27 protein-coding genes and 1 pseudogene are annotated in these 25,375 nt (G+C 32.4%); 20 read left to right on the forward strand and 8 right to left on the reverse strand.

Features of this window, described 5'->3' with window-relative positions:
• The first annotated feature begins 743 nt into the window (after positions 1 to 743).
• Positions 744 to 1,073: a DNA adenine methylase gene (locus FH144_RS12055; protein WP_277953186.1), complete on the forward strand. Its 330-nt coding sequence runs from the start codon at positions 744 to 746 to the stop codon at positions 1,071 to 1,073.
• 25 nt (positions 1,074 to 1,098) lie between these two features.
• A pseudogene (locus FH144_RS12060) lies at positions 1,099 to 1,479 on the forward strand (DNA adenine methylase); the annotation flags it as partial.
• 507 nt (positions 1,480 to 1,986) lie between these two features.
• On the opposite strand, the gene FH144_RS12135 reads toward FH144_RS12060, so the two are convergent.
• Complete coding sequence (locus tag FH144_RS12135; RefSeq protein WP_481914069.1) at positions 1,987 to 2,142, reverse strand: transposase; 156 nt, start codon at positions 2,140 to 2,142, stop codon at positions 1,987 to 1,989.
• A gap of 46 nt (positions 2,143 to 2,188) precedes the next feature.
• A complete protein-coding gene (locus tag FH144_RS11460) occupies positions 2,189 to 2,326 on the reverse strand; it encodes a hypothetical protein (RefSeq protein WP_242315950.1) in 138 nt (45 codons plus the stop codon).
• A 554-nt stretch (positions 2,327 to 2,880) separates the two neighbouring features.
• On the opposite strand from FH144_RS11460, the gene FH144_RS11465 reads away from it, so the two are divergent.
• The 7 genes from FH144_RS11465 to FH144_RS11495 all read left to right on the forward strand — a co-directional run bounded on the left by FH144_RS11465 (position 2,881) and on the right by FH144_RS11495 (position 9,331).
• Positions 2,881 to 3,780 (forward strand): ABC transporter substrate-binding protein, encoded by a 900-nt coding sequence (locus FH144_RS11465; RefSeq protein ID WP_242315952.1) that lies wholly within the window; start codon positions 2,881 to 2,883, stop codon positions 3,778 to 3,780.
• Positions 3,781 to 3,903: 123 nt separating this feature from the next.
• Entirely contained in the window at positions 3,904 to 4,860 is a 957-nt protein-coding gene (locus tag FH144_RS11470) for a FecCD family ABC transporter permease (protein ID WP_242315954.1), read from the forward strand.
• 50 nt (positions 4,861 to 4,910) lie between these two features.
• Positions 4,911 to 5,615: an HAD family hydrolase gene (locus FH144_RS11475; protein WP_242315956.1), complete on the forward strand. Its 705-nt coding sequence runs from the start codon at positions 4,911 to 4,913 to the stop codon at positions 5,613 to 5,615.
• Position 5,616: 1 nt separating this feature from the next.
• A complete protein-coding gene (locus FH144_RS11480; RefSeq protein ID WP_107507174.1) occupies positions 5,617 to 6,411 on the forward strand; it encodes an alpha/beta fold hydrolase in 795 nt (264 codons plus the stop codon).
• A 151-nt stretch (positions 6,412 to 6,562) separates the two neighbouring features.
• Positions 6,563 to 7,069, forward strand: a complete 507-nt coding sequence (locus tag FH144_RS11485) for an SA0570 family protein (protein ID WP_242315958.1) — start codon at positions 6,563 to 6,565, stop codon at positions 7,067 to 7,069.
• A gap of 188 nt (positions 7,070 to 7,257) precedes the next feature.
• Positions 7,258 to 7,974, forward strand: a complete 717-nt coding sequence (locus FH144_RS11490; protein WP_242315960.1) for a hypothetical protein — start codon at positions 7,258 to 7,260, stop codon at positions 7,972 to 7,974.
• A gap of 547 nt (positions 7,975 to 8,521) precedes the next feature.
• Complete coding sequence (locus tag FH144_RS11495; protein ID WP_242315962.1) at positions 8,522 to 9,331, forward strand: alpha/beta fold hydrolase; 810 nt, start codon at positions 8,522 to 8,524, stop codon at positions 9,329 to 9,331.
• 302 nt (positions 9,332 to 9,633) lie between these two features.
• Here FH144_RS11495 and sarA read toward each other — a convergent pair whose 3' ends face one another.
• From sarA to sroA, 5 genes are all read right to left on the reverse strand, one after another.
• The gene (gene sarA, locus FH144_RS11500; RefSeq protein ID WP_103166123.1) at positions 9,634 to 10,008 is read right to left on the reverse strand and encodes a global transcriptional regulator SarA; all 375 of its coding nucleotides are present in this window, start codon (positions 10,006 to 10,008) and stop codon (positions 9,634 to 9,636) included.
• 322 nt (positions 10,009 to 10,330) lie between these two features.
• On the reverse strand, positions 10,331 to 11,248 hold the full coding sequence (locus FH144_RS11505) for an efflux RND transporter periplasmic adaptor subunit (RefSeq protein ID WP_242315964.1): 918 nt from the start codon (positions 11,246 to 11,248) through the stop codon (positions 10,331 to 10,333).
• Positions 11,249 to 11,414: 166 nt separating this feature from the next.
• Positions 11,415 to 12,341, reverse strand: a complete 927-nt coding sequence (locus tag FH144_RS11510; protein WP_242315965.1) for a DMT family transporter — start codon at positions 12,339 to 12,341, stop codon at positions 11,415 to 11,417.
• 146 nt (positions 12,342 to 12,487) lie between these two features.
• Positions 12,488 to 12,709 carry a DUF2922 domain-containing protein gene (locus tag FH144_RS11515; RefSeq protein WP_242315967.1) on the reverse strand — a complete coding sequence of 74 codons (222 nt, stop codon included), beginning with the start codon at positions 12,707 to 12,709 and terminating at the stop codon, positions 12,488 to 12,490.
• 31 nt (positions 12,710 to 12,740) lie between these two features.
• A complete protein-coding gene (gene sroA / locus FH144_RS11520; protein WP_198610889.1) occupies positions 12,741 to 12,947 on the reverse strand; it encodes a sigS mRNA-stabilizing protein SroA in 207 nt (68 codons plus the stop codon).
• Positions 12,948 to 13,089: 142 nt separating this feature from the next.
• On the opposite strand from sroA, the gene FH144_RS11525 reads away from it, so the two are divergent.
• From FH144_RS11525 to FH144_RS11570, 10 genes are all read left to right on the forward strand, one after another.
• Complete coding sequence (locus tag FH144_RS11525) at positions 13,090 to 13,647, forward strand: tyrosine-type recombinase/integrase (RefSeq protein ID WP_107507165.1); 558 nt, start codon at positions 13,090 to 13,092, stop codon at positions 13,645 to 13,647.
• A gap of 27 nt (positions 13,648 to 13,674) precedes the next feature.
• Complete coding sequence (locus FH144_RS11530) at positions 13,675 to 16,083, forward strand: DUF4040 family protein (protein ID WP_242315969.1); 2,409 nt, start codon at positions 13,675 to 13,677, stop codon at positions 16,081 to 16,083.
• Positions 16,070 to 16,495, forward strand: a complete 426-nt coding sequence (gene mnhB2, locus FH144_RS11535) for a Na+/H+ antiporter Mnh2 subunit B (protein WP_107507163.1) — start codon at positions 16,070 to 16,072, stop codon at positions 16,493 to 16,495. The genes FH144_RS11530 and mnhB2 overlap by 14 nt, the downstream gene beginning before the upstream one ends.
• Positions 16,492 to 16,839, forward strand: a complete 348-nt coding sequence (gene mnhC2, locus FH144_RS11540) for a Na+/H+ antiporter Mnh2 subunit C (RefSeq protein ID WP_103166131.1) — start codon at positions 16,492 to 16,494, stop codon at positions 16,837 to 16,839. Before mnhB2 ends, mnhC2 begins: the two co-directional genes overlap by 4 nt.
• Positions 16,832 to 18,331, forward strand: a complete 1,500-nt coding sequence (mnhD2, locus tag FH144_RS11545; protein ID WP_242315971.1) for a Na+/H+ antiporter Mnh2 subunit D — start codon at positions 16,832 to 16,834, stop codon at positions 18,329 to 18,331. The genes mnhC2 and mnhD2 overlap by 8 nt, the downstream gene beginning before the upstream one ends.
• Positions 18,328 to 18,804, forward strand: coding sequence for a Na+/H+ antiporter Mnh2 subunit E (gene mnhE2, locus FH144_RS11550; RefSeq protein ID WP_242315972.1), 477 nt, complete (start codon positions 18,328 to 18,330; stop codon positions 18,802 to 18,804). The genes mnhD2 and mnhE2 overlap by 4 nt, the downstream gene beginning before the upstream one ends.
• Positions 18,801 to 19,103 carry a Na+/H+ antiporter Mnh2 subunit F gene (gene mnhF2 / locus FH144_RS11555; RefSeq protein ID WP_107507159.1) on the forward strand — a complete coding sequence of 101 codons (303 nt, stop codon included), beginning with the start codon at positions 18,801 to 18,803 and terminating at the stop codon, positions 19,101 to 19,103. The genes mnhE2 and mnhF2 overlap by 4 nt, the downstream gene beginning before the upstream one ends.
• Entirely contained in the window at positions 19,078 to 19,557 is a 480-nt protein-coding gene (locus FH144_RS11560; RefSeq protein ID WP_198610894.1) for a Na+/H+ antiporter subunit G, read from the forward strand. The genes mnhF2 and FH144_RS11560 overlap by 26 nt, the downstream gene beginning before the upstream one ends.
• A 319-nt stretch (positions 19,558 to 19,876) precedes the next feature.
• A complete protein-coding gene (locus FH144_RS11565; RefSeq protein ID WP_242315974.1) occupies positions 19,877 to 21,919 on the forward strand; it encodes a cation:proton antiporter in 2,043 nt (680 codons plus the stop codon).
• A 237-nt stretch (positions 21,920 to 22,156) separates the two neighbouring features.
• Positions 22,157 to 22,804 (forward strand): metal-dependent transcriptional regulator, encoded by a 648-nt coding sequence (locus tag FH144_RS11570; RefSeq protein WP_107507156.1) that lies wholly within the window; start codon positions 22,157 to 22,159, stop codon positions 22,802 to 22,804.
• A 98-nt stretch (positions 22,805 to 22,902) separates the two neighbouring features.
• Here the strand turns inward: FH144_RS11570 and FH144_RS11575 are convergent, their stop codons facing one another.
• Complete coding sequence (locus FH144_RS11575; protein WP_242315976.1) at positions 22,903 to 23,646, reverse strand: M50 family metallopeptidase; 744 nt, start codon at positions 23,644 to 23,646, stop codon at positions 22,903 to 22,905.
• Between the two features lie 213 nt (positions 23,647 to 23,859).
• Between FH144_RS11575 and tarA the strand changes: the two genes are divergently transcribed.
• Positions 23,860 to 24,627, forward strand: a complete 768-nt coding sequence (gene tarA, locus FH144_RS11580) for an N-acetylglucosaminyldiphosphoundecaprenol N-acetyl-beta-D-mannosaminyltransferase TarA (RefSeq protein ID WP_242315978.1) — start codon at positions 23,860 to 23,862, stop codon at positions 24,625 to 24,627.
• Positions 24,628 to 25,375: the final 748 nt, after the last annotated feature.

A 25,375-nucleotide genomic window follows, 5' to 3' on the forward strand; every position in this document is an offset into this window, starting at 1 on the left:
TCATAGTACTAAGTCTAATAATAAAAATCAAAATAAGAGAAATGATTTTTATATTGAGAAAGAAGATAAGGCTAATGGTAATAATATATTGAAAGATGAAATAATGAAATAAATATAATTAGTTGAGATATAAGGAATAATGGAATTAGAAAAGTCTAATCAAAATATTTTAATGCTCTTTTAAAGAAACAAAAGACTTTGATATTAGAAAGTGAAAAATCAAAAGAAAAAGTTAATTAAAAAAAAGATTTTAGTTACTCTGAAAACAAAACTACTACTTAAAAAAATTAATCAGGGTATACAATTGATTTTCTAAATGATAAGTAATATCTGAAAATTAAATTAGATAACTAACATGAAGAGAAATTTGTAAATCGAAATGAAGAAACAATGCAACGTAAAATATTAGCGGAATAAGAACTTTCATTTAAAGCAATTAATAAAAAAATGAAAAAGCAGGTCTTCAAAGAGGTTTTAGGGTTATTTGTTTAGTAATTGAATATTACGTTAAAGATATATATTGTTTTACTATGTCACAAATTAGTTTTATATTAGTGGGCTAAAATGATAATAATATAGTAAAATGAACTATTATTTAATTTTGTAATAGTAATTCTTTTACATAGTCCTATAAAATTTTAAACTAAATATAATTTCACTAATAAACTATTTAAATTTTTACAGATTTATTTTTATAGTTTAATATAGTGATAAATACTGAAAATAGAAGGAAATAGTGGATTATGAGATATATAGGAAATAAGAACAGAATATTAAATCATATAGATAAATTAATTGAAGATAAACAAATAAAAGGCGGAACTTTTGCCGATTTATTTACAGGTACCGGAAGCGTTGCGGATCATTTTAAAGATAGATTTGAAATAGTAACCAATGACTTATTATATTATGCGAGTGTTTTTTCAGAAGCTAAGATAAACTTTGAGGGTATACCAAATTTCACAAACTTCAAAAAAAAATACTCAATGTCTCCATTTGAATATTGGAACACCTACGATTATTCTAATGAACCATACAGATTTATATCTTTGAATTTCTCTCCAATAAGGTAATAGAAGATTTTTTAAAGAAAGAAACGCTATAAAAATTGATACTATTCGCTATCAAATTGAACATTGTAAACGAGACAAGATAATAAATCATAATGAATATGTCTTTTTACTTGCATCACTTTTAGAAAGTGTTATGGGGGTTTCTAATACCTCTGGTACTTATGAAGCTTTTTTCAAAAATTGGGAATCACGTTCAAATAAAGAGTTTTTATTTACCCCCTTGTCTATTGAAAAAAGAAATGTTTTATCACAAAAAAATAAAACATATAATCAGGACGCTAATGAATTGGTACGTGAAATTGAAGGGGATATTGTTATTGATGACAATATCTATGGAGAGCAAAAAATTAATATATTATTAATTGATATTTTAAAATTATTAGATTCTTACCTTAATGTAAACTAAGAGGCAGGTAGCATTGGCTCTTTGTCAAATCAGACTAATGATTTCAATTACAGAGATTAAGCAACGAAACATTGCTTAATCTCTTTTTTAGGTTTATAGGCCTAAAGGTTAGAACACAAAACAATGCGATTGCACTGATGACTGTAATTTCTATAACCGTAAGATACTCGTTAAATTAATTTTATTGTTAATAGCTTCAATTGGATTGTTGTTTAGATGAGTATAAGTGATGGTATTTTTGATGAAATCAGTGTACTTGCTTAAAGGCCCTACAACTGACTTGGATTTTCTATGATTCAGTGATAAGTCAATCATAGATAAAGTTTACACTAATTTCCAGAAATCATTCGTTTTAAGTTGATTTATATAGTGGTAAGTATGTTCTAATATAGGGTTTAAAGCTAAAATATGGTTAACAACGCCTTTTTCAGTCTTCTATTCTTTAAACATTCTCATTTTCTTATATTTAAATGATTCTAATAACGTTTACACTTATTATAATCCGGGCTATATGTGTGTTAAGTCAGTCATGGCACTGACACGTGCCATATTAAGTGTACGATGAATGGATTGTACAATATGGAAGCAATAAATAATAATGCGCGCATTAGGAAACATATCACGAATCAAATTCATATAGGGTGGAGATATATCAATTGTAATCGTTTTTTACCTTTTGATGTTCTTACAAAGGAAAACGATTAAAATATCATTTTAACGAGAATAAATGTTGATCTTCAACGATATCCATGATGTGATGCGTTAGCGTAGCAGCATAAATAAAAATCATATGACCTGCCAGTTTTTTAACGCTTTTAAATTCATCCATCATAAGGGGTTTAGGCAAGGATTGATAAGGCGTTTGGTGAATTTAATCCGCACTCATGTCAATGTACCTAGAAGACCGTGGTAGGTGATACAGATATATCACGGAGGGCTTTCTCTGAACGGATTTCTGTGGTTTTATCTATAATAGTTAGTTTTGAATGATTTGTAACATAACAATATATCTACGACATCTGTTTAAAAATGAAGTAAGATTTATAGCGTTTATAATAAAATTGTGGTTTTAAAAGGATTAAGTAAGCTAGCTATTCATTTGCTTTATTGAACATGACTCATGATTGCTTCTTCCTATAAGATATTTCACTATAGAAGAGTAAATTTTTTATCTAAAGTGTTTTCAAGTTTAATATTCTATCTTTAATACCAAGTAATTTTGTATAAAAACCATACATAAATATGAGTGCTAAAGCTTGAACTATTTGAGATTTAAGTCAATACTATAATTAAAGTGTAAAATTTCGTATTTAAATAGCATAAAATTTAATTAATTATAAAAGTAATTTGGTATTATAAAGGCATAAACTTCTATCAAGAAAGGCTGGTTTTAGTAGTAACATGTTACATAAGAAAATGTGGCTAGTGCTTGTAGCATTGATGCTTGTATTAGCGGCTTGTGGTCAAAGTAATCAATCTAACAAGTCATCAGAATCAGAGCAATCTTCATCTAATGACCATCAAACGTATAAACGTACTGTCTCACTTATACCTAGCAATACAGAGATTTTATATGAGTTAGGTTTAGGGAAGAATGTTGTCGGTGTGTCTACAGTTGATGATTATCCTAAAGACGTCAAAAAGGGTAAACAACAATTTGATGCGATGAATTTAAATAAAGAAGATTTACTTAAAGCAAAACCCGATTTGGTTTTAGCGCATGAATCTCAAAAAGGAACTTCTAAAAAAGTACTTGATAGCATAGAGAAAAGTGGCGTTAAAGTAGTGTATGTTAAAGATGCGCAATCACTTGAACAAACATATGATACCTTTAAACAAGTTGGAGAAGTAACTGGTCGTGAGAAACAGGCGGATGAATTAATTAATGAAACAAAGAAAAATGTTGAAAAAGTAGTTAAATCAGTGCCGAAACATCATCAATCACAAAGTGTCTTTATGGAAGTATCCTCTAAACCTGATATTTATACAGCAGGGCAAGGTACATTCTTTGATGACATGCTTAATAAACTTGATGCTAAAAACAGCTTTTCAAATATCGAAGGTTGGAAAGCAGTAGATAAAGAAAGTATTATCAAGAAAAATCCTGATATTTTAATTTCTACAGAAGGCTTGTCTAAGTCAGATTATTATAAAATAATTAAAAAACGTGGAGGCTTTGAACAAATTAAAGCAGTTAAAAATGAACGCGTAGAAACAGTAAACGGTGATGAAATTTCGCGTCCAGGTTCACGTATCGATGAAGGGTTAAAAGAATTACGTGACGCGATTTATAAACGATAACCCATATAGTTAAGGCGGGGCAATGAAATCTTTGAACTTACATTAGATTTCTGTCCCGCTTTCTTTTTGACGTATCGGTTATAATGGAGAAAATGATAGAAAGATAGTTGAAGAGTTGATAAAATGACGAAGACAATTTATTTAACATTTATAATATGGGGATTTTGTTTGTGCCTCACTATTATAGCTAGCTTATTTTGGGATTTAGGCACATTGAATGATACTTTTAACCAAACTATTCTTTATAAAGTCAGATTACCAAGAGTATTAGAAGCGCTATTGACTGGCGCAATTCTAACGTTAGCTGGGCAAATGTTTCAAACTGTATTAAATAACCCTTTAGCTGATAGCTTTACGCTTGGATTGGCTAGTGGTGCTACATTCGGCTCAGGTCTTGCGGTGTTCTTAGGCTTTTCATTTATTTGGACGCCTATTTTTTCAATAGGATTTAGTTTAATTACTTTAATCATTGTTCTTATGATTACAGCGGTAATGTCGCGAGGTTATCCAATTAGAGTATTAATTATTACTGGTTTAATGATTGGATCATTATTTAATGCGTTACTGTATATTCTCGTATTGATTAAGCCGAATGCTATGAAACAAATTGCGAATTATTTCTTTGGTGGATTTTCAGCTGCGGAAATGCGTGAAGCGATGTATATTGGAAGTGTAGCTATTCCGGTTGTTATTATCTTATTTTGTATGATACCAACTATAAAGCTTTTACAATTAGGCGAATTGAAAAGCCGGTCTTTAGGGCTAAACGTACAACATGTGACGTTTATTGTACTGACACTCGCATCAATTATAACAGCGATTGCTGTAGCGTATATCGGAGTGATTGGTTTTATAGGTATGATTGTGCCTCAACTTATACGACAACGTTATTGGCACTATACGTTAGGTGTGCAAATGGCACTAAATATAGTAATCGGCGCTACTATAATGCTATTTGCTGATTGGATAGGCAGTACGATTATTCATCCAGTACAAATACCCGCAAGTGTTATTTTAGCGTTAATTGGTATTCCAACGTTGTTTTACATTTTGATTAAACAAAAAGACGCACTAAGTTAAATAAAGCGAAGTAGTAAAAGAATAATTATAAAATTAAGAGGGAAATAATCATGGATTTAAGCCATATAAAAGCAGTTGTGTTTGATTTAGAAGGTACCTTACTAGATAGAACTAAATCGAGAGATAAATTTATTGAAGAACAATATGAACGTTTTCACGATTACTTTGTACATGTTCAATTAGCGGATTTTAAGTGCAAATTTATCGAATTGGATGATGATGAAGACAATGATAAACCTGATTTATATAAAGCGATTATTAAACAATTTCATATCGATAGATTGAGTTGGAAAGATTTATTTAATGACTTCGAGATGCATTTCTATCGCTACGTATTTCCATATTACGACACGCTTTACACTTTGGAAAAACTATCTAAAAGTGATTACACATTAGGCGTGATAGCAAATGGGAAATCTAAAATTAAACAATTTAGACTGCACTCATTAGGTATAGGGCATGTTATTAATTATTTATCTACATCTGAAACAGTTGGATATCGTAAACCTCATCCTAAAATATTCGAAGATATGATTGATCAATTAGATGTTGAACCAGAAGAAATTATGTATGTAGGAGACGATGCGCTCAATGATGTAGCACCTGCTCGGGCAATGGGAATGGTGAGTGTTTGGTTTAAACATGATGATGCTGAAATTGAACCTCTCGCTGAAGAAGTAGACTACATTATCTCTACTATTGAAGAATTACTATCTATTTTACCGATTAATATTAAGCAAGAAGGAGAGGAATAAAATGGATTTATTTACTAGAAAAGATGGTTTATCACTACACTACGACACGATGGGAGAAGGTTACCCGGTAGTGTTAGTTCATACTGCTTATGAGAATGCTTCAATTTTCCAAAATGTAGCAAAAGAATTGGCGAAATCATTTCAAGTGGTCTTAATGGATTTACGAGGTCATGGCTATTCTGATAAGCCAAGAGAAATTAAGTTTAATGAATTTGCAGACGATATTATTCAATTACTCGATTATTTATATATAGATGAAGCAGCATTCATTGGACATGAAATGGGTGCAGCTATTATTGCTGATTTATCCGAGCGTTATCCTAATTATGTTTCTTCACTAACAATGGTAAGCCCGACGTCTATTGAAGGAGAATTGCCAGAAGAGCGCTTGTTTAGAAAATACTCTCATAAAATTCGTAACTGGGAAGATAATAAACAAGATAAGTTCTTGGAAAAACGTAGATATTATAAACCACGTAAAATTAATAAATTCCTAAAGCATGTTGAAGATACCAATGCTATTTCAACCAAAGAAGAAACTCAAGCGATTGAAGATGTCTTTAAAGAAACGAATATCGCAAGTGGGTTTAACCGAGTGGTAAAACCAACATATATTATTGTTGGGGAATATGGAGAAAGAATTACGACAGTCGAAGCAAAAGAAGTAGCTGATTTAATCGGAGAAGCGCAATTTGAAGTTTATACTCAATCTAGCTTATATCCGTTTGAAGAGGAAAAAGAAAAATTCATTGAGGACATCACTCCATTTATAAAAAAATACATGCCTCAACGCTAAAACATTGGCTTAACGAAGCGGATTGACTGAAGTTTGTTACATTAAAAAATAAAAATGTAACATTTTTGTAATAATGCTGTTATTTTAGTAATAATAAGGGTATACTATGAGTAAGCACAAGACGAGAAAAGAGACAAAGGAGAGAGTGCTTATGAAAAAATTAGTAGCGGCATTTTTAGTTTCAGGACTAATAATGACAGGAGTAGGCGTAAATCATGCCGAAGCAGCTAGCGGTAATTCAATTCAAACAGTTCAACAATTAACTCAAGGTCAAAAATCATTGGAAAATGTTACACTTGGCGAATCAATCAAAAATGTTTCACACAAATACGGTACGCCAATCTATTCTAAAAATCCAAATAATCACGAAAATTATTATGAATATCGTACAAATAAAGGCGTGTTAGTCGTAACTGCGAATGGCAAAAAAAATCAAGGTTATGTAACTAGAGTATCTATGACTTACAACGAAGCGAATGGTCCAACTTATAATCAAGTTAAAAAAAGTGTAGGTCAAAATGCGTTGACACGTGTTCAATATAACAAAGTTAGTGGTAACTTTGGTTATATCCAAAAAGGAAATACAAGTTACCAATTTGGTTCAAACGGACCACAAGATAAAAACTTAAAATTATATCGTATTGATATAACTAAATAATAAATCTTGGAGTAGGTTAAAATTCATTTTTTGAATTTTAATCTACTCTATTTTTTTATAGCAAAAGAAATTAATATCAATGTATGATAAAATGCTTAATTGAACAATGAAACAATGAGAGGGATAAGATATGATAGGTATTATAAAGAGAATGATGTCTTAACCTTCGATTTATAAAGGAGTAACTCATGAGAACTAACGACAAAGTGTTACTTGAAAATATTAATGATTATTTTAGCCATAAGGGAATGGCGCCCAATTTAATTGATGATGTAAAAGAGAATCTACGCACAGATTTAAAAAAGTCTGAAGCGCAAGATCAGGATTATGTAGAATATAGAGGGAAATCGCCAGCTCAAATTATTTTGACGATTCAACGTAATTTATTTGGCTTGCAACTTAATCCGGTTGTATTTTTTATAGTGAATTTTGTATTGATTTCGTATTTATACGATAAACAATATGTGCCTTTCCAAGCAGCGACGGCAATTTCAATCTTTTATTGTATTATTATCTTTCCACTAAGTATAGTTATTAATCTTCGGGTAGAGCGGAAGAAATATCTCTATAGCAATCGAACTGAAATTCTTATTGGTTATAGTATAGCGATTATAGCGCTCGTCTTAATTATTATGCGTGCGTTTAACTTTACGTGGGGAATTATTCCTATCACGATGTATAGTCACCAATTTGTATTCTTTGTAGGGATTATTTTAGGTTTAGCAGGTGTTTTCTTTAAAAAATTAGAATATACAGTGATTGGTTTATTATTTTGCCAAAAAACAATTGACGCTGTAATTACTAATCCTGAAATCGCACAAATCTTCTCTCTTCTTATTTGGATTTTTATTGTAGTGTTAATTATTTTCTACACTATTCGATTATCCTCAAGAACTAAAGTTTAATAGCTAACAATGAAGAGATTGGGACAAAAGTTTTTAGGATTTGAGCAAAACCGAACGATGATTAAAAAATATTATCTCCTAATCTATGTGATTAGGTAGTAGTTGACTGAGATGAAGGTGCGTCCAACCTGGGCTTTCTTCATCTCTAGTCAAACTTGACGGAGCGGAACAACGAAATCTTTGAAATTTGGCAGTAGTTGTCTGAAATGAAGAGGCGTTCGAGCCTTACTTTCTTCATTTCTAGTCAACCTTGCCGGGGCGGGACTACGGAATCTTTGAAATTTGGCAGTAGTTGTCTGAAATGAAGAGGCGTTCGAGCCTCACTTTCTTCATTTCTAGTCAACCTTGCCGGGGTGGGACGACGAAATCTTTGAAATTGCATTAGATTTCTGTCCCACTTCCTAGATTTCAGTCCTGTTCCCTAAATTTCTGTTCTGCTCCTTTTTTATAAATAAATTATTAAATAAAAATAGAATTAATAGTATCGATGTTCATAGCGTAAGCGCTGATTAAAGGGGGTATAGTAAAAACTAAGGGAGGTGCCACTATGAAAAAAATTCAAACGGTAAATCAAACGAAAATCGCTTACCAAGATGAAGGACAAGGCATTCCCATTATATTAATTCATGGCTTAGACGGTAATTCCGCAGCTTTTTATTTATTAAATAAACAATTACAAGATCAATATAGAGTAATAGCATATGATGTTAGAGGGCATGGCAAATCTAGCCGACCTAATTCATACAGCTTAGACGATCACGTGAAAGATTTATATATTTTAATGGATAAATTAAATATTAATCAAGCACATATTTTAGGTCATGATATGGGAGGCATCATCGCGAGGGAATTTACAGAAAAACACGAGAAAAAAGTACGCTCTTTGACGATTATCTCTTCAAAAGTTGAAGATATTATTCATGGCTTTACGAAGTTAATGATTGAACAACAAGATGAAGTTGCTGGATTTAATAAGTCAGAAGCGTTACTTTTACTATTCCCATATATTTATAAAGAGTATGAGCAAGCGATGAAATGGTTTCAACACCAACGCTTATATAGTAAACAGAGTCCAGAAGACAGTGCGGTAGCAAGCCGTGCACTCTTAGAAACAGTGAATGCTAATAAGGAATTTACGCATAATGTCGAAGTGCCAACTTTAATTATTAATGGACGTTACGATCCGATTATTAGAGATAAGGATCATTACGAAATGGAAGAACATTTCCGAAATGTCGAAAAAGTATTATTTGAAGATTCAGGACATGCGCCTTATGTAGAAGAAGCAGATAGGTTTTTAGATTTATATTTAAGTTTTCTGGAAAATGTAGATCATATTAAGAATGAAAATAATTAAATATGTAATGCTTAATTAATAAACTATACTAGTCCTCCGAAGGTGGAAGGTAACTTGCGTATAGTTTATTTTTTGTAGAAATTGAATTTATACCAAACTTTTGGACGATATTTCTCATTTTCCAAAGTACGAATAATTAATACTTCAATCCCGCTCGCAAATATCACGAATGATTAATATAAAAAGAGGCGTGAAGATAATGGCCATTATCCTCACGTCTCTTATAATTTTGGGATATACCCCAAATACTCATTACTTAATTAGGCTAAAACCTAATCGTAGTTTGAAGTCGCTACAAAGAATTATAATTCTGTTTCTTTGTTAGCTTGTTCAATACGAGTGTTAACTCTAGCTAATAATTCATCGATTTTCTTACGTTGTGTACCATTTACAAGAATCAATACTGTTCTTTCATCATGTTCATTACGTTTTTTATCGAAGTAATCTTCTTGAGATAAATTTTTAACAGCTTTAACTACTTGTGGTTGTTTGTAGTTTAAGTGGTTAATAATATCTTTTAAGTAGTACTCATCTTCCTTACTTTGACTAATGTAAGTTAGTACTGCGAATTCTTCAAAGCTAATTGAAAATTCCTTCTTAATGATACTTTTTAATTTGTCTGCATAAGTAATCATAGCTAATAGTTCGAAACAATCATTAATTTTTGATATAGCCATTTTGAAACCTCCCCAACTAGTGTCCTTTCTATTTTGTGTTGCGCCCGTTAACTCTATATATAACGTCTTTTAATAGTTAAAATTACTTTAATAATTTAGATTAAAAGAATTTTATTAAATTAATTTAATGCTATATTATTTAGTTAATTATAACTAAATAATTTTAAGAAGTAAACAAAAAAGCACTTAATAAAACAATGTTTTGATTAATAAATACTTTGTTTGGAAATGAAAGCAATTTTTTAAAAGCAATTATTCAAGAATAATTATTGCGTAGCTCCATATAATAAAAAATAATCTGAATATTTAGTAAGAGAAAATATTACTCATTATTTTGTAGAAGTGATGAAGTTGGGCCCACTATAATTTTATCACCAATATTTATTCCGTTGAATACTATAATATACCCACTTTTTTGACTTTTGTTGTATTTTATTTTTCTTTTAATAATTTTGTTATTTTGTGTAACAAAAATATAATGTTTATCGTAGATAACACTTGTTGGCAATTGAAATTCAATAGCACCTGATTCAATTTTAAAATGATGGCCGATAGGATATTGAGCTTTTGTTGAAATATCAATATGATACATAGATTTATTTTTTTCAATTTTGAAAGGTATCGAAGATATTGAAAGTACTTTTCCTGTGAATAATGTAGAAGATTTCGGAGTGATCATAACTGCTTGATTAACTTTAATGCGAGATAGTTGAGATTCAGTAATAGTAGCACGAATAATACGTTTTTCGCTATTAATTTGCATTATTTTAGTATTACTTTTTGATGGAAATGGATGAAGTAGAGTGACTTTTCCTTGAATAGGAGAGCTAAGTTGGGTTCGAAGTCGACTTTGAAGTTCTGCTATTTGACCATATAAATTGATTGTAGCAAGGGAGTATGGTTCAGTTGTAGGTTGATGTCCACGTAAGGAGGCTAATGCTTTCTTTTTAGCGACGATTAATTTTCCAGTATAATCATTATAATATTCCAATAATGGTGTGTGTGGCTTAACAGTAGTATCGTTTTTAACTAATATATCTGATATTTCGCCTAGAGAGGGATTGTAGTAAATTGTATAACTTTCTTTGGCTTCTTGCATACCTGTAAATGAGAGGGGATAGTGAGGTTTGGCAATAATTGTTTTGACTTTAGATAAATTAGGTTGGCTAGGTAACTTTAAATAAATATAATAACTGAAAATTAAAATTAGAAGGAATAAGAGTAGGACTAATATAGTCAAAGGGGATAAATGTTTTTTCAAATAGGTCACCTCTATTCAATTTTATACATTAATTATACAGCAAGAAATCTTACAATCTAGTTATTTTCCGGAGAGAATAAAATGTCTTCTCAATTTTTCATTAAGAAGACATTATAAGTAATATTATTTAATTTTTAGATGAAAATTAGAACAAGCGTAATAAGATAATTCCGATAGCGATGGCCACTAAACCACTAAATTTACGGAAAGTAATAGGGCTCCTACGTACACCTAAACCAAAGTGATCAATAATTACGCCCATAAGCATTTGACCAAGCATAGCAATGATGGTAGTTAAAGCAGCACCTAAAAATGGCATTAAAATAATGTTTGAAGTGACAAATACAACACCTAATATCCCACCAATAAAGTAGAGCGGTTTAATTTGTCCTATATTAGGTTGGGTTGCTTTAATTTTCAAGCTTCTGTTAAAAACTAATGTAAGAATAAATAACGCAATTGTTCCTACAGTAAATGAAATTAAAGAGGCGAAGAGAGAAGAATGCATTTGTTGAGATAAACCACTATTAATCGTCGTTTGTAGTGGTGGCGCAAACCCAAATACAAATCCGACTAAGAGCCAAAGATAAAATGTCGGGTTCGTTTTTTCTTCTAATTTATTTCTAGGTATGTAATTCATTAAGAGAATACCTAAAAATAATACGACAATACCTACACCTTTAAGAAACGTAAATGGATGTTGGCTTGCACCAAGTAAGCCAAACGTATCAATAACGACGCCCATACAAATTTGACCTGCAACTGTCATTACAACAGTTAATGTAGCGCCTAAACGGGGTAATAAAAGTAAGTTGCCCGTTAAGAAACAGACGCCAAGTAATCCACCAACCCACCAATGATAATCTATTGAATGACCGTTATAAAACGAACTTGAGAACATTTGAGTATTAAAAATAATATTTAAAATAAGTAGAAATAGTGTGCCTACAAAAAATGAAATCGTAGACGCATAAAATGATGATTCAGTATATCTTCCTAGACGAGAATTAATGGAGGTTTGAATAGGGACCATCATACCTGCCACAATACCGAGAATAAATAAAAATATCACGTTTCGACTTCCTCAACTTTCTATATATAACATTATAATCATACTCATTATGTATTTTATTGTCGAAAACCACAAGATTAAATAACTTTAAATATACATAAGAGAGAGCGAAACGACGCGTCCCGCTCTCTTCAATAATATTTATATTATTTTTCCGCAAAAATGACTGTAGTTGTAACGTCTACTAATTGAGCTGAATCAGCTTTAACTGGAGTTCCTGCACTAGGTTTTAAAATGTTTAATTTAATCATATTATCCATTGCAGCACGAACACTCGCTTCAGTTATAGGAACTTCAATTTGTGGGAACTGTAATTTAGCTGATTTGTTTAAATTCGTTTTAAACACAAGTTCTAATGTTTTAGACATATCATAACCTCCTTATATTTTGTGACTTATATTACGCTAAGTCTTGCGTTTTAATTGCTTCGACTTTATCAAAGTCTTCGCCAAGTAAATGTGACACAACATCTACGAAAGATTTGATTTCAGCGTCAGTAGCACTAGTGTTTAAATTAGTGAAACGACGTTTATTTTCTTTCGCTTTACCATTTGCGTCGTGGGTGATGCGAGTACAAACAACTGATAATTGAGTAACTTCATTCATAAGTGTTTCACCTCCTTTCACACTATATATCGAAGACTGGAGAAAAAAGAGACACCTTAAATTGAAAAAAATTAAGCAAAATCATTTCATGTTACTAATTTATGCTTTATCATTAAATAAGAAACTTTTTAGAGGTGGATAAATGAATCAAGTTGAACCTATTAGAAACAAAGATGATGTTAAAAAAATGTATTACATATTAAAAGATAAATCAGATAGAGATTATCTTTTCTTTAAATTAGCGATACATACAGGCATTCGCCTAGTGGATTTATTAAATCTGAAAGTTAGAGATATTAAAGTAGTTGAAAAGGGAGAAATCAAAGCCTCGTGGATACAACAGTGTGCGCCCTCTATAAAAATCAAATTGCCTAATGATTTAAGAAAAGAGATACATGACTATATTGAACGAAATCAACTGACAAATGATGAATTGTTATTCCAATCTATTCGTACTCATAGAGAATTATCTAGGCAACAAGCGTATCGAATTATTCATCACGCTGCTGAAGAATTAGGGCTATCACATATTGGTTTAACTACATTGCGTAAAACTTTTGCATACCATGCCTATAAATCGGGTATTTCTATTGCAATCATCCAAAAATACTTGGGACACCAAACTACGCAAGAAACGGTTAAATTTATTGGTTTATCGCCAAAAGAAGAACATCATACCATTATTGCTTTAAATTTATAACTTATCATTTAAAAAAGGAGGCTTTTGATGAGCTTAGTTTATTTACTAAGTGGCCTCATAATTATTATGGGGGTCATTTTAGTAACGTTGTTTAAACCGTTTCATCGTTTAAGACGGTATGTGGGATATATAGCGTTAATAGCGCCGATAATCTCTTCCATATATTTCCTTATCCAAATTCCTAATGTTATGCATCAGAAATTTGTAACATTCAAAGTACCTTGGATGCCCGCAATAGACGTGAATTTAGATTTAAGATTAGATGGCTTAGGCCTCATGTTTGGGCTAATTATATCGATAATTGGGATAGCAGTGTTTTTCTATGCCACTCAATATTTATCCACTAATGGAGATAATTTACCTCGATTTTACTTTTATCTATTATTATTTATGTTTAGTATGTTAGGAATTGTAGTTTCTAATAATACGATTTTAATGTATGTCTTTTGGGAGTTAACAAGCGTATCCTCATTTCTATTAATTTCCTATTGGTATAGTAATGCGAATAGTCAATTAGGAGCGATACAGTCTTTCATTATTACTGTACTAGGCGGTTTAGCCTTACTAACCGGTTTTATCATGCTTTATATCATGACTGGTACAAATACAATTTCAGAATTATTAACACAAGGTCATCAAATTAGTGAAAATGCATTATTTATTCCAATGATGATCATGTTATTAATCGGTGCATTTACCAAATCAGCACAATTTCCGTTTCATATTTGGTTGCCAAAAGCTATGACAGCACCTACGCCGGTCAGTGCTTATTTACATTCAGCTACGATGGTTAAAGCGGGAATTTTCTTATTATTCAAATTTACTCCAATTTTGGGACTAAGTAACAGTTATATTTATATTGTGACTTTTGTTGGATTGATTACTATGCTTTTCGGGGCTATTACTGCACTAAGACAATATGACTTAAAAGCAATTTTAGCTTATTCTACGATTAGTCAGTTAGGTATGATTATGTCAATGGTAGGCCTAGGTGGCGGTATTGCGCAACATCCTACGGGAGTCATTGGAGAAACATACACACTTATTTTATTTGCCGGTTTATTCCACGTGATGAACCACGCCATATTTAAATGTGCCTTATTTATGGGAGTAGGGATAATTGATCATGAAGCAGGTACACGTGATATTTATCGTTTAAGCGGTATGCGTAAATACTTCCCTAAAATGAATTTAGTCATGACGTTAGCTGCTCTATCTATGGCAGGCGTCCCATTTTTAAATGGCTTTTTAAGTAAAGAAATGTTCTTTGACTCACTCGTAAGCGCCACTCATTTACAACAATTTGGCTTAACATTAACAGTGATAATCGTCCTATTAGGTGTGATTGCAAGTATCTTCACCTTCGTTTATGCAGTTTACATGTTAAAAGAAACGTATTGGGGCGAATTTAACGACAAGAAAGTGCCTAAGAAGCATATTCATGAACCATGGGCTTTCAGTTTACCTGCAATTCTTTTAATGGTTTTTATACCAATCATTTTCTTTATACCTAATTTCTTTACAGAACATATCGTGTTACCAGCATTACGTAATGTGACCAATTTAGGTACTAAAGTAGATGCAATAGCGCCACACGTGTCACGGTGGCATGGTATTAATCTACCACTCATCTTTAGCGTGATTGTGATTGTTGTAGGTGCCATTTTAGCATTGAAAATTAATTGGAAAGCGCACATTTACAGATTTATTAAATACGCTTCAATTACGAATAGTTATCGTAAAACGTACCGTGTATTTGAACATTACTCTGGAAAAAGTATTCAAGGGTTAATGAATAACCGTTTAAATCACTACAATATTATTACGCTTTTAATCTTTTCATTATTTGTAGCGTATGGACTTATGAGAGTCGGCTTTCCAAAGTTACATCAAATCGAAGTCTCTGAGTTCGGACCGTTAGAAGTCATATTGACGATTACCATTAGCATTGTCGGAGTAGCCCTCGTCTTTATTCGTCAACGTTTAACGATGGTTATTTTAAACGGTATTATTGGTTACAGCGTGGCGTTATTCTTCTTACTAATGAGAGCGCCAGACTTAGCACTTACGCAGTTAGTTGTAGAAACAATCACTACAATTCTCTTTATTGTAAGTTTCTCACGCTTACCAAACATTGCGCGTACGAATGCTATCTTGAAAAAGGAAGCCGTTAAAATTATTGTGTCCTTTATTATGGCAGGCGCAGTCGTAACCCTCATCTTTATTGCCCAACAAGGTGATGGGTTCGAAACTATCTCGAAATACTACACAAATGCTTATGAATTAACTGGTGGGAAAAATATCGTCAACGCCATTCTCGGCGATTTCAGAGCACTAGATACTATGTTTGAAGGTGTCGTTCTTATCATTGCTGGTCTAGGCATTTTCACACTATTACATTACAAAGATCGGAGGGGCCAAGATGAAAGAAAATGATGTGGTATTAAGAACCGTTACCAAAATCGTCGTTTTTATATTATTAACATTTGGATTTTATGTGTTCTTTGCCGGGCATAATAATCCAGGTGGAGGCTTTATTGGCGGGTTAATCTTTAGCTCAGCTTTCATCTTAATGTTCCTAGCTTTCGATGTACGCCAAGTGTTAGAAAGCCTCCCGATCGATTTTAAAAAGTTAATGATTATCGGTGCTATGATTTCAGTACTAACGGCTATTGTTCCTATATTTTTTGGTAAGGCCTTCTTATACCAAACAGATGCACATGTGCATTTACCGTTATTAGGAGAAATACACGTCACAACCGTTACGCTATTTGAATTAGGAATTCTTTTAACGGTTGTGGGTGTTATCGTAACTGTCATGTTGGCATTAAGTGGTGGTAAATCATGAATTTAATCTTACTACTTGTGATAGGATTCTTAGTATTTATAGGAACGTACATGATACTATCTCTAAACTTAATTCGAATTGTGATAGGCATTTCAATATATACGCACGCAGGAAACTTAATTATTATGAGCATGGGTCATTATGATAATCACATGACGGAACCGTTAATTCATGGTTCAAATACAAATTATGTAGACCCTTTACTACAAGCGATTGTTCTAACGGCAATTGTCATTGGATTTGCGATGACTGCATTTCTACTCGTACTTGTTTATAGAACATATCGTGTTACCAAAGAGGCTAATATCGATGTATTAAGAGGAGAGGAGGAAAATAATGAATAGTAATATATTAATTCTTCCAATCCTATTGCCTCTACTATGCGCACTTGTACTCGTCTTTACGAAGAATAAAAACAGAATATCGAAGATTCTATATATTGGAACAATGTCACTTAACACGATTATTTCGTTATGCTTACTTATCTATGTGTTACACCATAAACCTATTACTTTAGATTTTGGTGGCTGGGCAGCACCATTTGGTATTCAATTTCTTGGTGATTCACTGAGCTTAATTATGGTAACTGTTGCCTCATTTGTAGTGACATTAATCATGTCTTACGGGTTTGGACGTGGTGAGAAACGTGTGAATAGATATTATTTACCAACGTTTATTTTGTTCCTAACTACAGGTGTTATCGGTTCATTCCTTACATCTGATTTGTTTAACTTATACGTCATGTTCGAGATTATGTTACTAGCTTCATTTGTATTAGTGACATTAGGACAATCCGTCGAACAATTACGTGCTGCGATTATTTACGTCGTTTTAAATATTATTAGTTCGTGGCTCTTTCTACTTGGAATTGGACTATTATATAAAACAGTCGGCACATTGAATTTCTCGCAAGTAGCCTTACGTTTAGACCAACTTCAAGACAATAAATCGATTATTATTATCTCAATCGTCTTTATGGTAGCTTTTGGTTCAAAAGCAGCCCTAGTATTATTTATGTGGCTACCTAAAGCGTACTCAGTTTTAAACACTGAACTTGCAGCGCTATTTGCTGCCTTAATGACGAAGGTAGGTGCTTATGCACTTATTCGTTTCTTTACATTATTATTTGACCAACATCCAGGTATTACGCACCCATTATTAGTCTTTATGGCTTGTATTACGATGATTATCGGAGCTTTTGGTGTCATTGCCTATCACGATATTAAGAAAGTTGCCTCTTATCAGGTTATCTTATCCATCGGTTTCCTTATTTTAGGACTAGGCTCAAACACCTTTGCTGGTATACACGGCGCTATCTTCTATTTAGCTAACGATATTGTAGTGAAGACAATGTTATTTTTCGTCATCGGTAGTTTGGTCTACATGTCAGGTTATCGTGAATTTAAATATTTATGTGGCTTAGCTAAGAGAGAACCATTTTATGGTGTAGCATTTATGATTGTGATCTTCGCTATTGGTGGCGTGCCTCCGTTTAGTGGTTTTCCAGGAAAAGTACTCATCTTCCAGGGAGCGATTGAAAATGGAAACTATATCGGTTTAGCCTTAATGATTATTACAAGTTTACTTGCTATGTACAGTCTGTTTAGAATTCTATTTATTATGTATTTCGGAGATAATGATGGCGAGCAAGTGAACTTTAACCCATTACCTAAGCGACGTAAAACAATACTAGGTATATTAATTGCCGTCGTATTAATGATGGGTATTGCAGCGCCAGTGGTTATGACAGCTACGGAAAATGCTGCAAAACTTAATACAGATGACAAATACTATCATAGCGTTGTTAACCCACACTTGAAGGAGGAGAATAAATGAGACAAATTGTATTAAATATCTTGATTGCATTTTTATGGGTCCTTTTTCAAGATGAAGATGCTTTCTTATTCTCCACTTTCGTGACCGGGTTTATTATTGGTCTAATTGTTATCTACATCTTGCACCGTTTCTTTGACCAAGAATTTTATCCTAAAAAGATATGGGTAGCTATTAAGTTCTTAGCTGTATATTTGTACCAATTACTTACATCTAGTCTTAGTATTATTAATTATATTTTATTTAAGACAAACGATATGAATCCAGGTTTATTAACGTATGAAACCAATTTAAAAAATGATTGGGCGATAACATTTTTAACTATATTAATTATTATTACGCCCGGTTCTACAGTTATTCGAATTTCTAAGACAACGAATAAATTCTTTATTCATAGTATAGATGTCTCTGAAAAAGAAAGTTTGTTAAAGAGTATCAAGAAATATGAAAACTTGATTATGGAGGTGTCACAATGATTGAGACACTCACAAATTTCTTTACTACAAGTGCTCTAATATTGTTCGGGATTGCGTTTTTAATTGGCTTATTTCGTTTAATCAAGGGGCCGACAACCGCAGATAGAGTGGTCGCATTCGATGCTTCAAGTGCCGTAATCATGTGTATCGTAGGTGTAGTTAGCGTGATTTATAATACAGTATCATTCCTAGATTCCATAATGCTGATTGCTATTATTTCATTTGTAAGCTCTGTGTCTATTTCAAGATTTATTGGGGGAGGTCGCGTGTTCAATGGAACTAATAAACGAAATCGTTGATCTAATCGCTGCATTCCTCATTTTCCTAGGAAGTATTATTGCCGTTATCAGTGCAATTGGAATCGTTAAATTTCAAGATGTATTTTTACGGAGTCATGCCTCTACAAAGAGTTCGACGTTATCTGTGTTATTAACATTAGTAGGCGTGTTAATCTATTTTACCAATGAACAGAGTTTCTTCAGTGTCAGATTGCTATTATCTATCGTCTTTATTAACTTAACATCGCCAGTAGGTATGCATCTTGTTGCTCGAGCTGCCTATCGTACAGGCGCTTATATGTATCGAAAAGACGATGTGCCAAGACAAAGCACGATACTCTTAAGCTCAAAAGAATATAATACAAAAGAAGAGTTGGAAACTAGAGCAAAAATGCGAGAAAAACATCGTCAAAAACTGTACTATGAAAGCCAAGCAGAACGTGAAAAAGACACAGAAGTAAAGCAAGACGACTAATTCAAAAATAAACTAAATAATTAAGAAATAAGCATCAAAAGAGATTGAAACATTGTCTTAAAGGTTAAACATAAAGAGATAACCTAACGTGTCTTCAATCTCTATTTTTTATAAGCTAAATAAGCGTTAACAATTAAATTTTATTTTTATTATAGATAGTGCAAGTTAGTTACGTCACTGCCGTATTAATGGTAAAATAGTGATTAATCAATTGAGAGTGTAAGATACATCATTTTGGATATAAATAGACAGAAAATCATTTCACACTTTGTTCGTCTTATTTCTCCAATTAAATAACAAAAAATAATGGGGTGGAAGTTTGGAAATATTTGAAACGATTCTAATATTTCTGGCTGTAGTTATTATAAGCTCCTTTGTTCATACTTTTATTCCTAAAGTACCTCTAGCATTCATACAAATTGCATTAGGAATGCTCCTCTTTTTATTACCAGTGCCTGTGGAATTTAACTTCGATTCCGAGCTGTTTATGGTAGCGACCATCGCGCCTTTACTATTTGTAGAAGGTGTTAATGTTTCTCGAGTTCATTTACGTCGTTATATTAAACCAGTAATGTTAATGGCATTAGGACTCGTTATCACAACGGTAATTGGTGTTGGATTATTTATTCATTGGATTTGGCCTGACTTACCAATTGGCGCAGCCTTTGCTGTAGCTGCCATTCTATGTCCTACCGATGCTGTAGCGGTCCAAGCTATTACTCAAGGAAAAGTGCTACCAAAAGGTGCTATGACTATTTTAGAAGGCGAATCATTACTTAATGATGCGGCTGGTATCATTTCTTTTAAAATTGCAGTTGGTGTATTAATTACTGGAACATTTTCATTATTTGAAGCGGTTCAACAATTCTTAATTGCTTCTATTGGTGGGGCAATTGTCGGTTTGCTTATAGGTATTGCTCTTGTAAGATTTCGTTTGACGCTTACTAGACGTGGTATTGAAAACATTAATATGTTTACATTTCTCCAATTATTGACACCTTTCGTGACTTACTTAGTGGCAGAAATGTTCCACGCATCAGGTATTATTGCTGCAGTAGTTGCTGGTTTAGTGCATGGATTCGAACGTGATCGTATTGCACAAACACGTACACGACTTCAAATGAGTTACAACCATACTTGGAATATTCTAGGTTATGCATTAAATGGTTTTGTTTTTTCAATATTAGGATTTTTAGTTCCAGAAGTTATTGGAAATATTGTAAAAACTGAACCACATAACTTATTATTCTTAGTTGCCATTACTGCTTTAGTTGCCTTGGCTGTTTATCTATTTAGATTTATCTGGGTGTATGTGTTATATCCATGGTTCTACTTATCTATCAGTCCATTCCAAAAATTGATGAATGATGAAGGCGAAGATAAGAAGAAAGAGAAGCCACCTAAACGTAGTATGTATGCTTTGATCATGACACTATGTGGCGTGCACGGTACAATTTCATTGGCTATCGCACTGACATTACCGTACTATTTAGCAAATCATCATGCGTTTACTTATCGTAATGACTTGTTATTTATTTCATCAGGTATGGTCATCATCAGTCTGGTTATAGCACAAGTACTTCTACCGTTCGTGACGTCTAGTAAACCGAAAGCTAAAATCGGAAGTATGAACTTTAAAGAAGCCAGAATATATATTCTTGAACATGTTATAGACTATTTAAATCAACATTCTGCATTCGAAACGAGTTATCGTTACGGCAACGTGATTAAAGAATATCATGATAAATTGACTTTCCTTAATTCCGTTGAAAAGGATGACGAAAACTCAAAAGAACTTGAACGACTTCAACGTATTGCATTTAATGTAGAGACTAAAACACTTGAACAATTAGCCAATAAAGGTGAGATTACGGCAAGTATTTTAGAAAACTATATGCGCTATGCTGAACGTACTCAAGTATATAAACAAGCTTCATTAATTCGTCGTATGATTGTTGGGGTGAGAGCAATGCTCTTAAAACGTCGTATACGTATACGTACGAACGCTGCTTCTTCATTAAGTGTAACGGACAACTTGATGGAATTATCTAAGATCAACAAACTTGTCCATTATAATGTAGTGAGTCGTTTAGTTAATGAGGCAAACGAAGATAATAAATTAGAAGTAGGAATGATTTGTGATGGTTATCTTATGAGAATTGATAACTTATCTCCTTCTAATTTCTTCAACACACGAGCGGAAGATTCAATTACTAAAATTAAATTAAATGCTTTAAGAGAGCAACGCCGTATTTTAGCTGACTTAGTTGACGATGACGAAATTACTGAAAGTACAGCATTGAAATTAAGAGAAGCGATAAATTATGATGAAATGGTTATCGTGGATAGCTTAACGGATTAAAACAAGTTGCTTATCAAACACTTAATATAGTGGGTTGGAGGTAAACATTAGAATTTGTGTAATAGGCACATGACTAATGTTCCAACTCACTCTTTATTTTTGAAAATGTTAATATAAACGATTATCCTATATATGAAGATTTTAGGACTATTTGATACTACTTTTTCAATACTGAGGGCATAACACGAAGGGCAAAATCGTGGTACAATAAAGTGAATGTATGTGTGAGGTGAAATGATGTTAACTGAAGAAAAAGAGGATTATCTTAAAGCGATATTAGCGAATGATGGTGATAAATCCTTTGTCTCAAATAAAATATTATCTCAGTATTTGAATATTAAGCCTCCTTCAGTTAGTGAAATGGTAGGGCGTTTAGAGAAAGCTGGATACGTTGAAACCAAGCATTATAAAGGTGTCAAACTATCAGATGAAGGCCTGAAACATACGCTAGATATTATCAAACGTCATCGTCTGTTGGAGTTATTTTTAATAGAAGTTTTACAATATAATTGGGAAGAAGTGCATCAAGAAGCGGAAATCTTAGAGCATCGAGTTTCTGATTTATTTGTTGAAAGATTAGATAAAATATTAGATTACCCTGAATCATGTCCGCACGGGGGTATCATTCCGCGTGATAGTCATTTTGTTGAGAAATACACGACTTCAATTTTAGAGTATGAGCCTGGAGATACTGTAGCGATTAAGCGTGTGCGTGATAAAACAGAGTTACTTGTATATCTTTCAAGTAAGGACATTTCAATAGGTAATGAAGTGGAAATAGTTACTAAAGATGAAACGAATAAGGTTATTATCGTTAAACGTAAAGATGTCATTACAATTTTAAGTTACGATAATGCGATGAATATCTTTGCTGAGCAAGCATAATTTAACGTTTTGAAACGTGCTTATATTATATAATATAGAATAATCTCCAATAAGGACGTTAACATTCTTATTGGAGATTGTTTTATACAATTTTGAATTTAGAAAGCATATTGATACATTAAATAAAGAGAATAGCAATTGATTGCAATCCATAATATACTGTAGAACACTGTTGGAATATGTGTCATATCTGCTAGTGTTTGACCATCCCAACTTGGAGACGGTTTTTGAAAAGTAAGTTTAAATATGGTCCAACTGGATTGTAAGACTTCGCCTAATAAGACACCTAATATAAGATGATAAATAAAGAGCACTAAATAATAAAGTGTTGCTTGATTTTCATGATGTAATAAAAAATATAAAACTGCTATGAGTATGATTAATACGATAATAGGTGACAATTTTCGAGATGTTAGAATAAAATAGTATACAAAAATGATGATATAAGCAGTAAGAAAGAGACTCGGATGACCATAGTATGCAGCGCTTAACCCGATTAAAAGCATTACTGGAGGCATAATATAGCCACCTAAAGTAGTAATGATTTGTCCTAAAGTGCCTTTAGATTGGGTGATTGCGTAGCCTTGTTGCATGGTTTGTAATCTTTCGCTAGGACGTGTAACGATGACTAAATCTTTAGCACGACCACCACTCAATTTATTGAATAAGACATGGCCAAATTCATGAGTTAATACTGGAATATAATTAAGATAGACATCTAAATATTGATTTAATTGATGGTGTCTATTTTGATGGATAATAATATATATAATAGCTATAATCATGATTAAATATAGCTTTAAATCGATAACTGTAGTAAAGAAATTTTCTGAATAGAGCATAGTTGACCTCATTCAATTTTAGATTATAGTTTCTATTATAAGCCAAAGATAATGTTTTGGCGTTTGGACTTTAGCCGTATTTTTAAGCTTGAACCTTTTGAAGTGTATAAAGAAATTCATAGACATAAGTAAGAGGAAAAGTTATGCATTTTTGTTATACTTGCATATAATATATGAAGACGAAAACGTTCGGAGAGTAAGGAGATTGCTTTAATGTGTGATCAAATAAAGACTAAAACTGACAAGGTAGATATTTTAGGCGTGCATTTCGACAACGTCACAATGTTAGATATGATTGAAAATGTTAAAACATTTTTCACACAAGAATCTAAAGAAAACTTATTTATTGTGACTGCTAATCCTGAGATTGTAGATTATGCAACGGAACATGTTACTTATAGAACATTGATTAATAGTGCAGATTATATTGTGCCGGATGGTACGGGCATCATTAAAGCTGCAAATAGACTGAAGACGCCATTGAAGCGACGCGTGCCAGGTATAGAATTAATGGAGCATTGTTTGAAGATAGCTCATACAAATCATCAAAAAGTTTATTTACTTGGCGCTAAGAATGAAGTAATAGAACTGGCTCATGCTAATTTACAACGAAAGTATCCTCAAGCACAGTTTGACTATCATCATGGTTATATTAATCTAAATGATGAAACAGTAATTAAACGAATTAAACGCTTTAATCCAGATTATATATTTGTGGGCATGGGTTTTCCTAAACAAGAAGAATGGATAGAGAAAAATGGTCATGCGTTCGAACAAACTGTATTAATGGGTGTAGGTGGGTCATTTGAAATATTTAGTGATACTAAAAAACGTGCTCCAAAACTATTCCGACGATTTAATATTGAATGGGTTTATCGCTTATTAATCGATTGGAAGCGTATTGGTCGTATGCGAAGTATTCCAAAATTCATGTTTAAAGTGTTAAAAGTTCAAAGAAAAATGAAAAAGAAAAAGAAGTAAAAATATAAGCGCGTAGAGGTGATTTAATTATGAATTATCTCTACGTTTTTTTAATATGTTGCGTTTATCTACACTTCATATTATTTAGCTCGCGTTCTTGGGGAGCGGGACAGAAATCTAATGTAATTTCAAAGATTTCGTCGTCCCGCCCCGGCAAGGTTGACTAGAGATGAAGAAAGTCCAGGTTAGACGCATCTTTATCTCAGTCAACTACTGCCAAACTTAGCTACTGTGGTTTTTTTTTAAGGAGTCTCGCTAATAATACTTCGTGGATAACATGTAATTTTATCTTTTACCAGTCCTTGATAAAGCGCTTTTGAGTCTTTATTCATCTTAGTTTCATGGTTTTGAATACTTTGGTTCTATACAAGTGTATATCAATTAACGTTAGATTCTAGCTTAGCGCTATCAATAAATATTGATTAATCATCTATAAGAAATCTTTCAAATCATTGAATATTAAACTAGAGAAATAATGATTCTAATAAAGCAATTAAGGTATGTTATATTTTTTTATATAAGACATCGCGTTAATTTGGTTTAGTGGTATTTATTAAATTACACGAAAGTGTCTATTTTTTAAAAAGTGCTTTAATGTGAAATTACATGTAACTAACGCAGTATTGTTGGCAAGACTCCTGAGGGAATAGGATGAGCGTCGAGACCCTGGCTCGACCCATCCCCCTCCTACGATTAGTCAAGGCTTTATATTTATAATAAGCATTACTTAACTAAACCGTTCAATTTT

Origin of the sequence: Staphylococcus sp. acrmy (assembly GCF_022690565.1) — a bacterium.
In the GTDB taxonomy this organism is placed as follows: Bacteria; Bacillota; Bacilli; order Staphylococcales; family Staphylococcaceae; genus Staphylococcus; species Staphylococcus caledonicus.

Coding starts and splice junctions, on each gene's coding strand:
- FH144_RS11485 (WP_242315958.1), top strand. CDS start 6,563: ATGAAAAAATTAGTAGCGGCATTTTTAGTTTCAGGACTAATAATGACA.
- FH144_RS11530 (WP_242315969.1), top strand. CDS start 13,675: ATGAGCTTAGTTTATTTACTAAGTGGCCTCATAATTATTATGGGGGTC.
- mnhF2 (WP_107507159.1), top strand. CDS start 18,801: ATGATTGAGACACTCACAAATTTCTTTACTACAAGTGCTCTAATATTG.
- FH144_RS11480 (WP_107507174.1), top strand. CDS start 5,617: ATGGATTTATTTACTAGAAAAGATGGTTTATCACTACACTACGACACG.
- sroA (WP_198610889.1), bottom strand. CDS start 12,947: ATGAATGAAGTTACTCAATTATCAGTTGTTTGTACTCGCATCACCCAC.
- FH144_RS11490 (WP_242315960.1), top strand. CDS start 7,258: ATGAGAACTAACGACAAAGTGTTACTTGAAAATATTAATGATTATTTT.
- FH144_RS11575 (WP_242315976.1), bottom strand. CDS start 23,646: ATGCTCTATTCAGAAAATTTCTTTACTACAGTTATCGATTTAAAGCTA.
- FH144_RS11570 (WP_107507156.1), top strand. CDS start 22,157: ATGTTAACTGAAGAAAAAGAGGATTATCTTAAAGCGATATTAGCGAAT.
- mnhB2 (WP_107507163.1), top strand. CDS start 16,070: ATGAAAGAAAATGATGTGGTATTAAGAACCGTTACCAAAATCGTCGTT.
- FH144_RS12055 (WP_277953186.1), top strand. CDS start 744: ATGAGATATATAGGAAATAAGAACAGAATATTAAATCATATAGATAAA.
- FH144_RS11465 (WP_242315952.1), top strand. CDS start 2,881: ATGTTACATAAGAAAATGTGGCTAGTGCTTGTAGCATTGATGCTTGTA.
- FH144_RS11515 (WP_242315967.1), bottom strand. CDS start 12,709: ATGTCTAAAACATTAGAACTTGTGTTTAAAACGAATTTAAACAAATCA.
- sarA (WP_103166123.1), bottom strand. CDS start 10,008: ATGGCTATATCAAAAATTAATGATTGTTTCGAACTATTAGCTATGATT.
- mnhE2 (WP_242315972.1), top strand. CDS start 18,328: ATGAGACAAATTGTATTAAATATCTTGATTGCATTTTTATGGGTCCTT.
- FH144_RS11495 (WP_242315962.1), top strand. CDS start 8,522: ATGAAAAAAATTCAAACGGTAAATCAAACGAAAATCGCTTACCAAGAT.
- FH144_RS11470 (WP_242315954.1), top strand. CDS start 3,904: ATGACGAAGACAATTTATTTAACATTTATAATATGGGGATTTTGTTTG.
- tarA (WP_242315978.1), top strand. CDS start 23,860: ATGTGTGATCAAATAAAGACTAAAACTGACAAGGTAGATATTTTAGGC.
- FH144_RS11475 (WP_242315956.1), top strand. CDS start 4,911: ATGGATTTAAGCCATATAAAAGCAGTTGTGTTTGATTTAGAAGGTACC.
- FH144_RS11560 (WP_198610894.1), top strand. CDS start 19,078: ATGGAACTAATAAACGAAATCGTTGATCTAATCGCTGCATTCCTCATT.
- mnhD2 (WP_242315971.1), top strand. CDS start 16,832: ATGAATAGTAATATATTAATTCTTCCAATCCTATTGCCTCTACTATGC.
- FH144_RS11525 (WP_107507165.1), top strand. CDS start 13,090: ATGAATCAAGTTGAACCTATTAGAAACAAAGATGATGTTAAAAAAATG.
- mnhC2 (WP_103166131.1), top strand. CDS start 16,492: ATGAATTTAATCTTACTACTTGTGATAGGATTCTTAGTATTTATAGGA.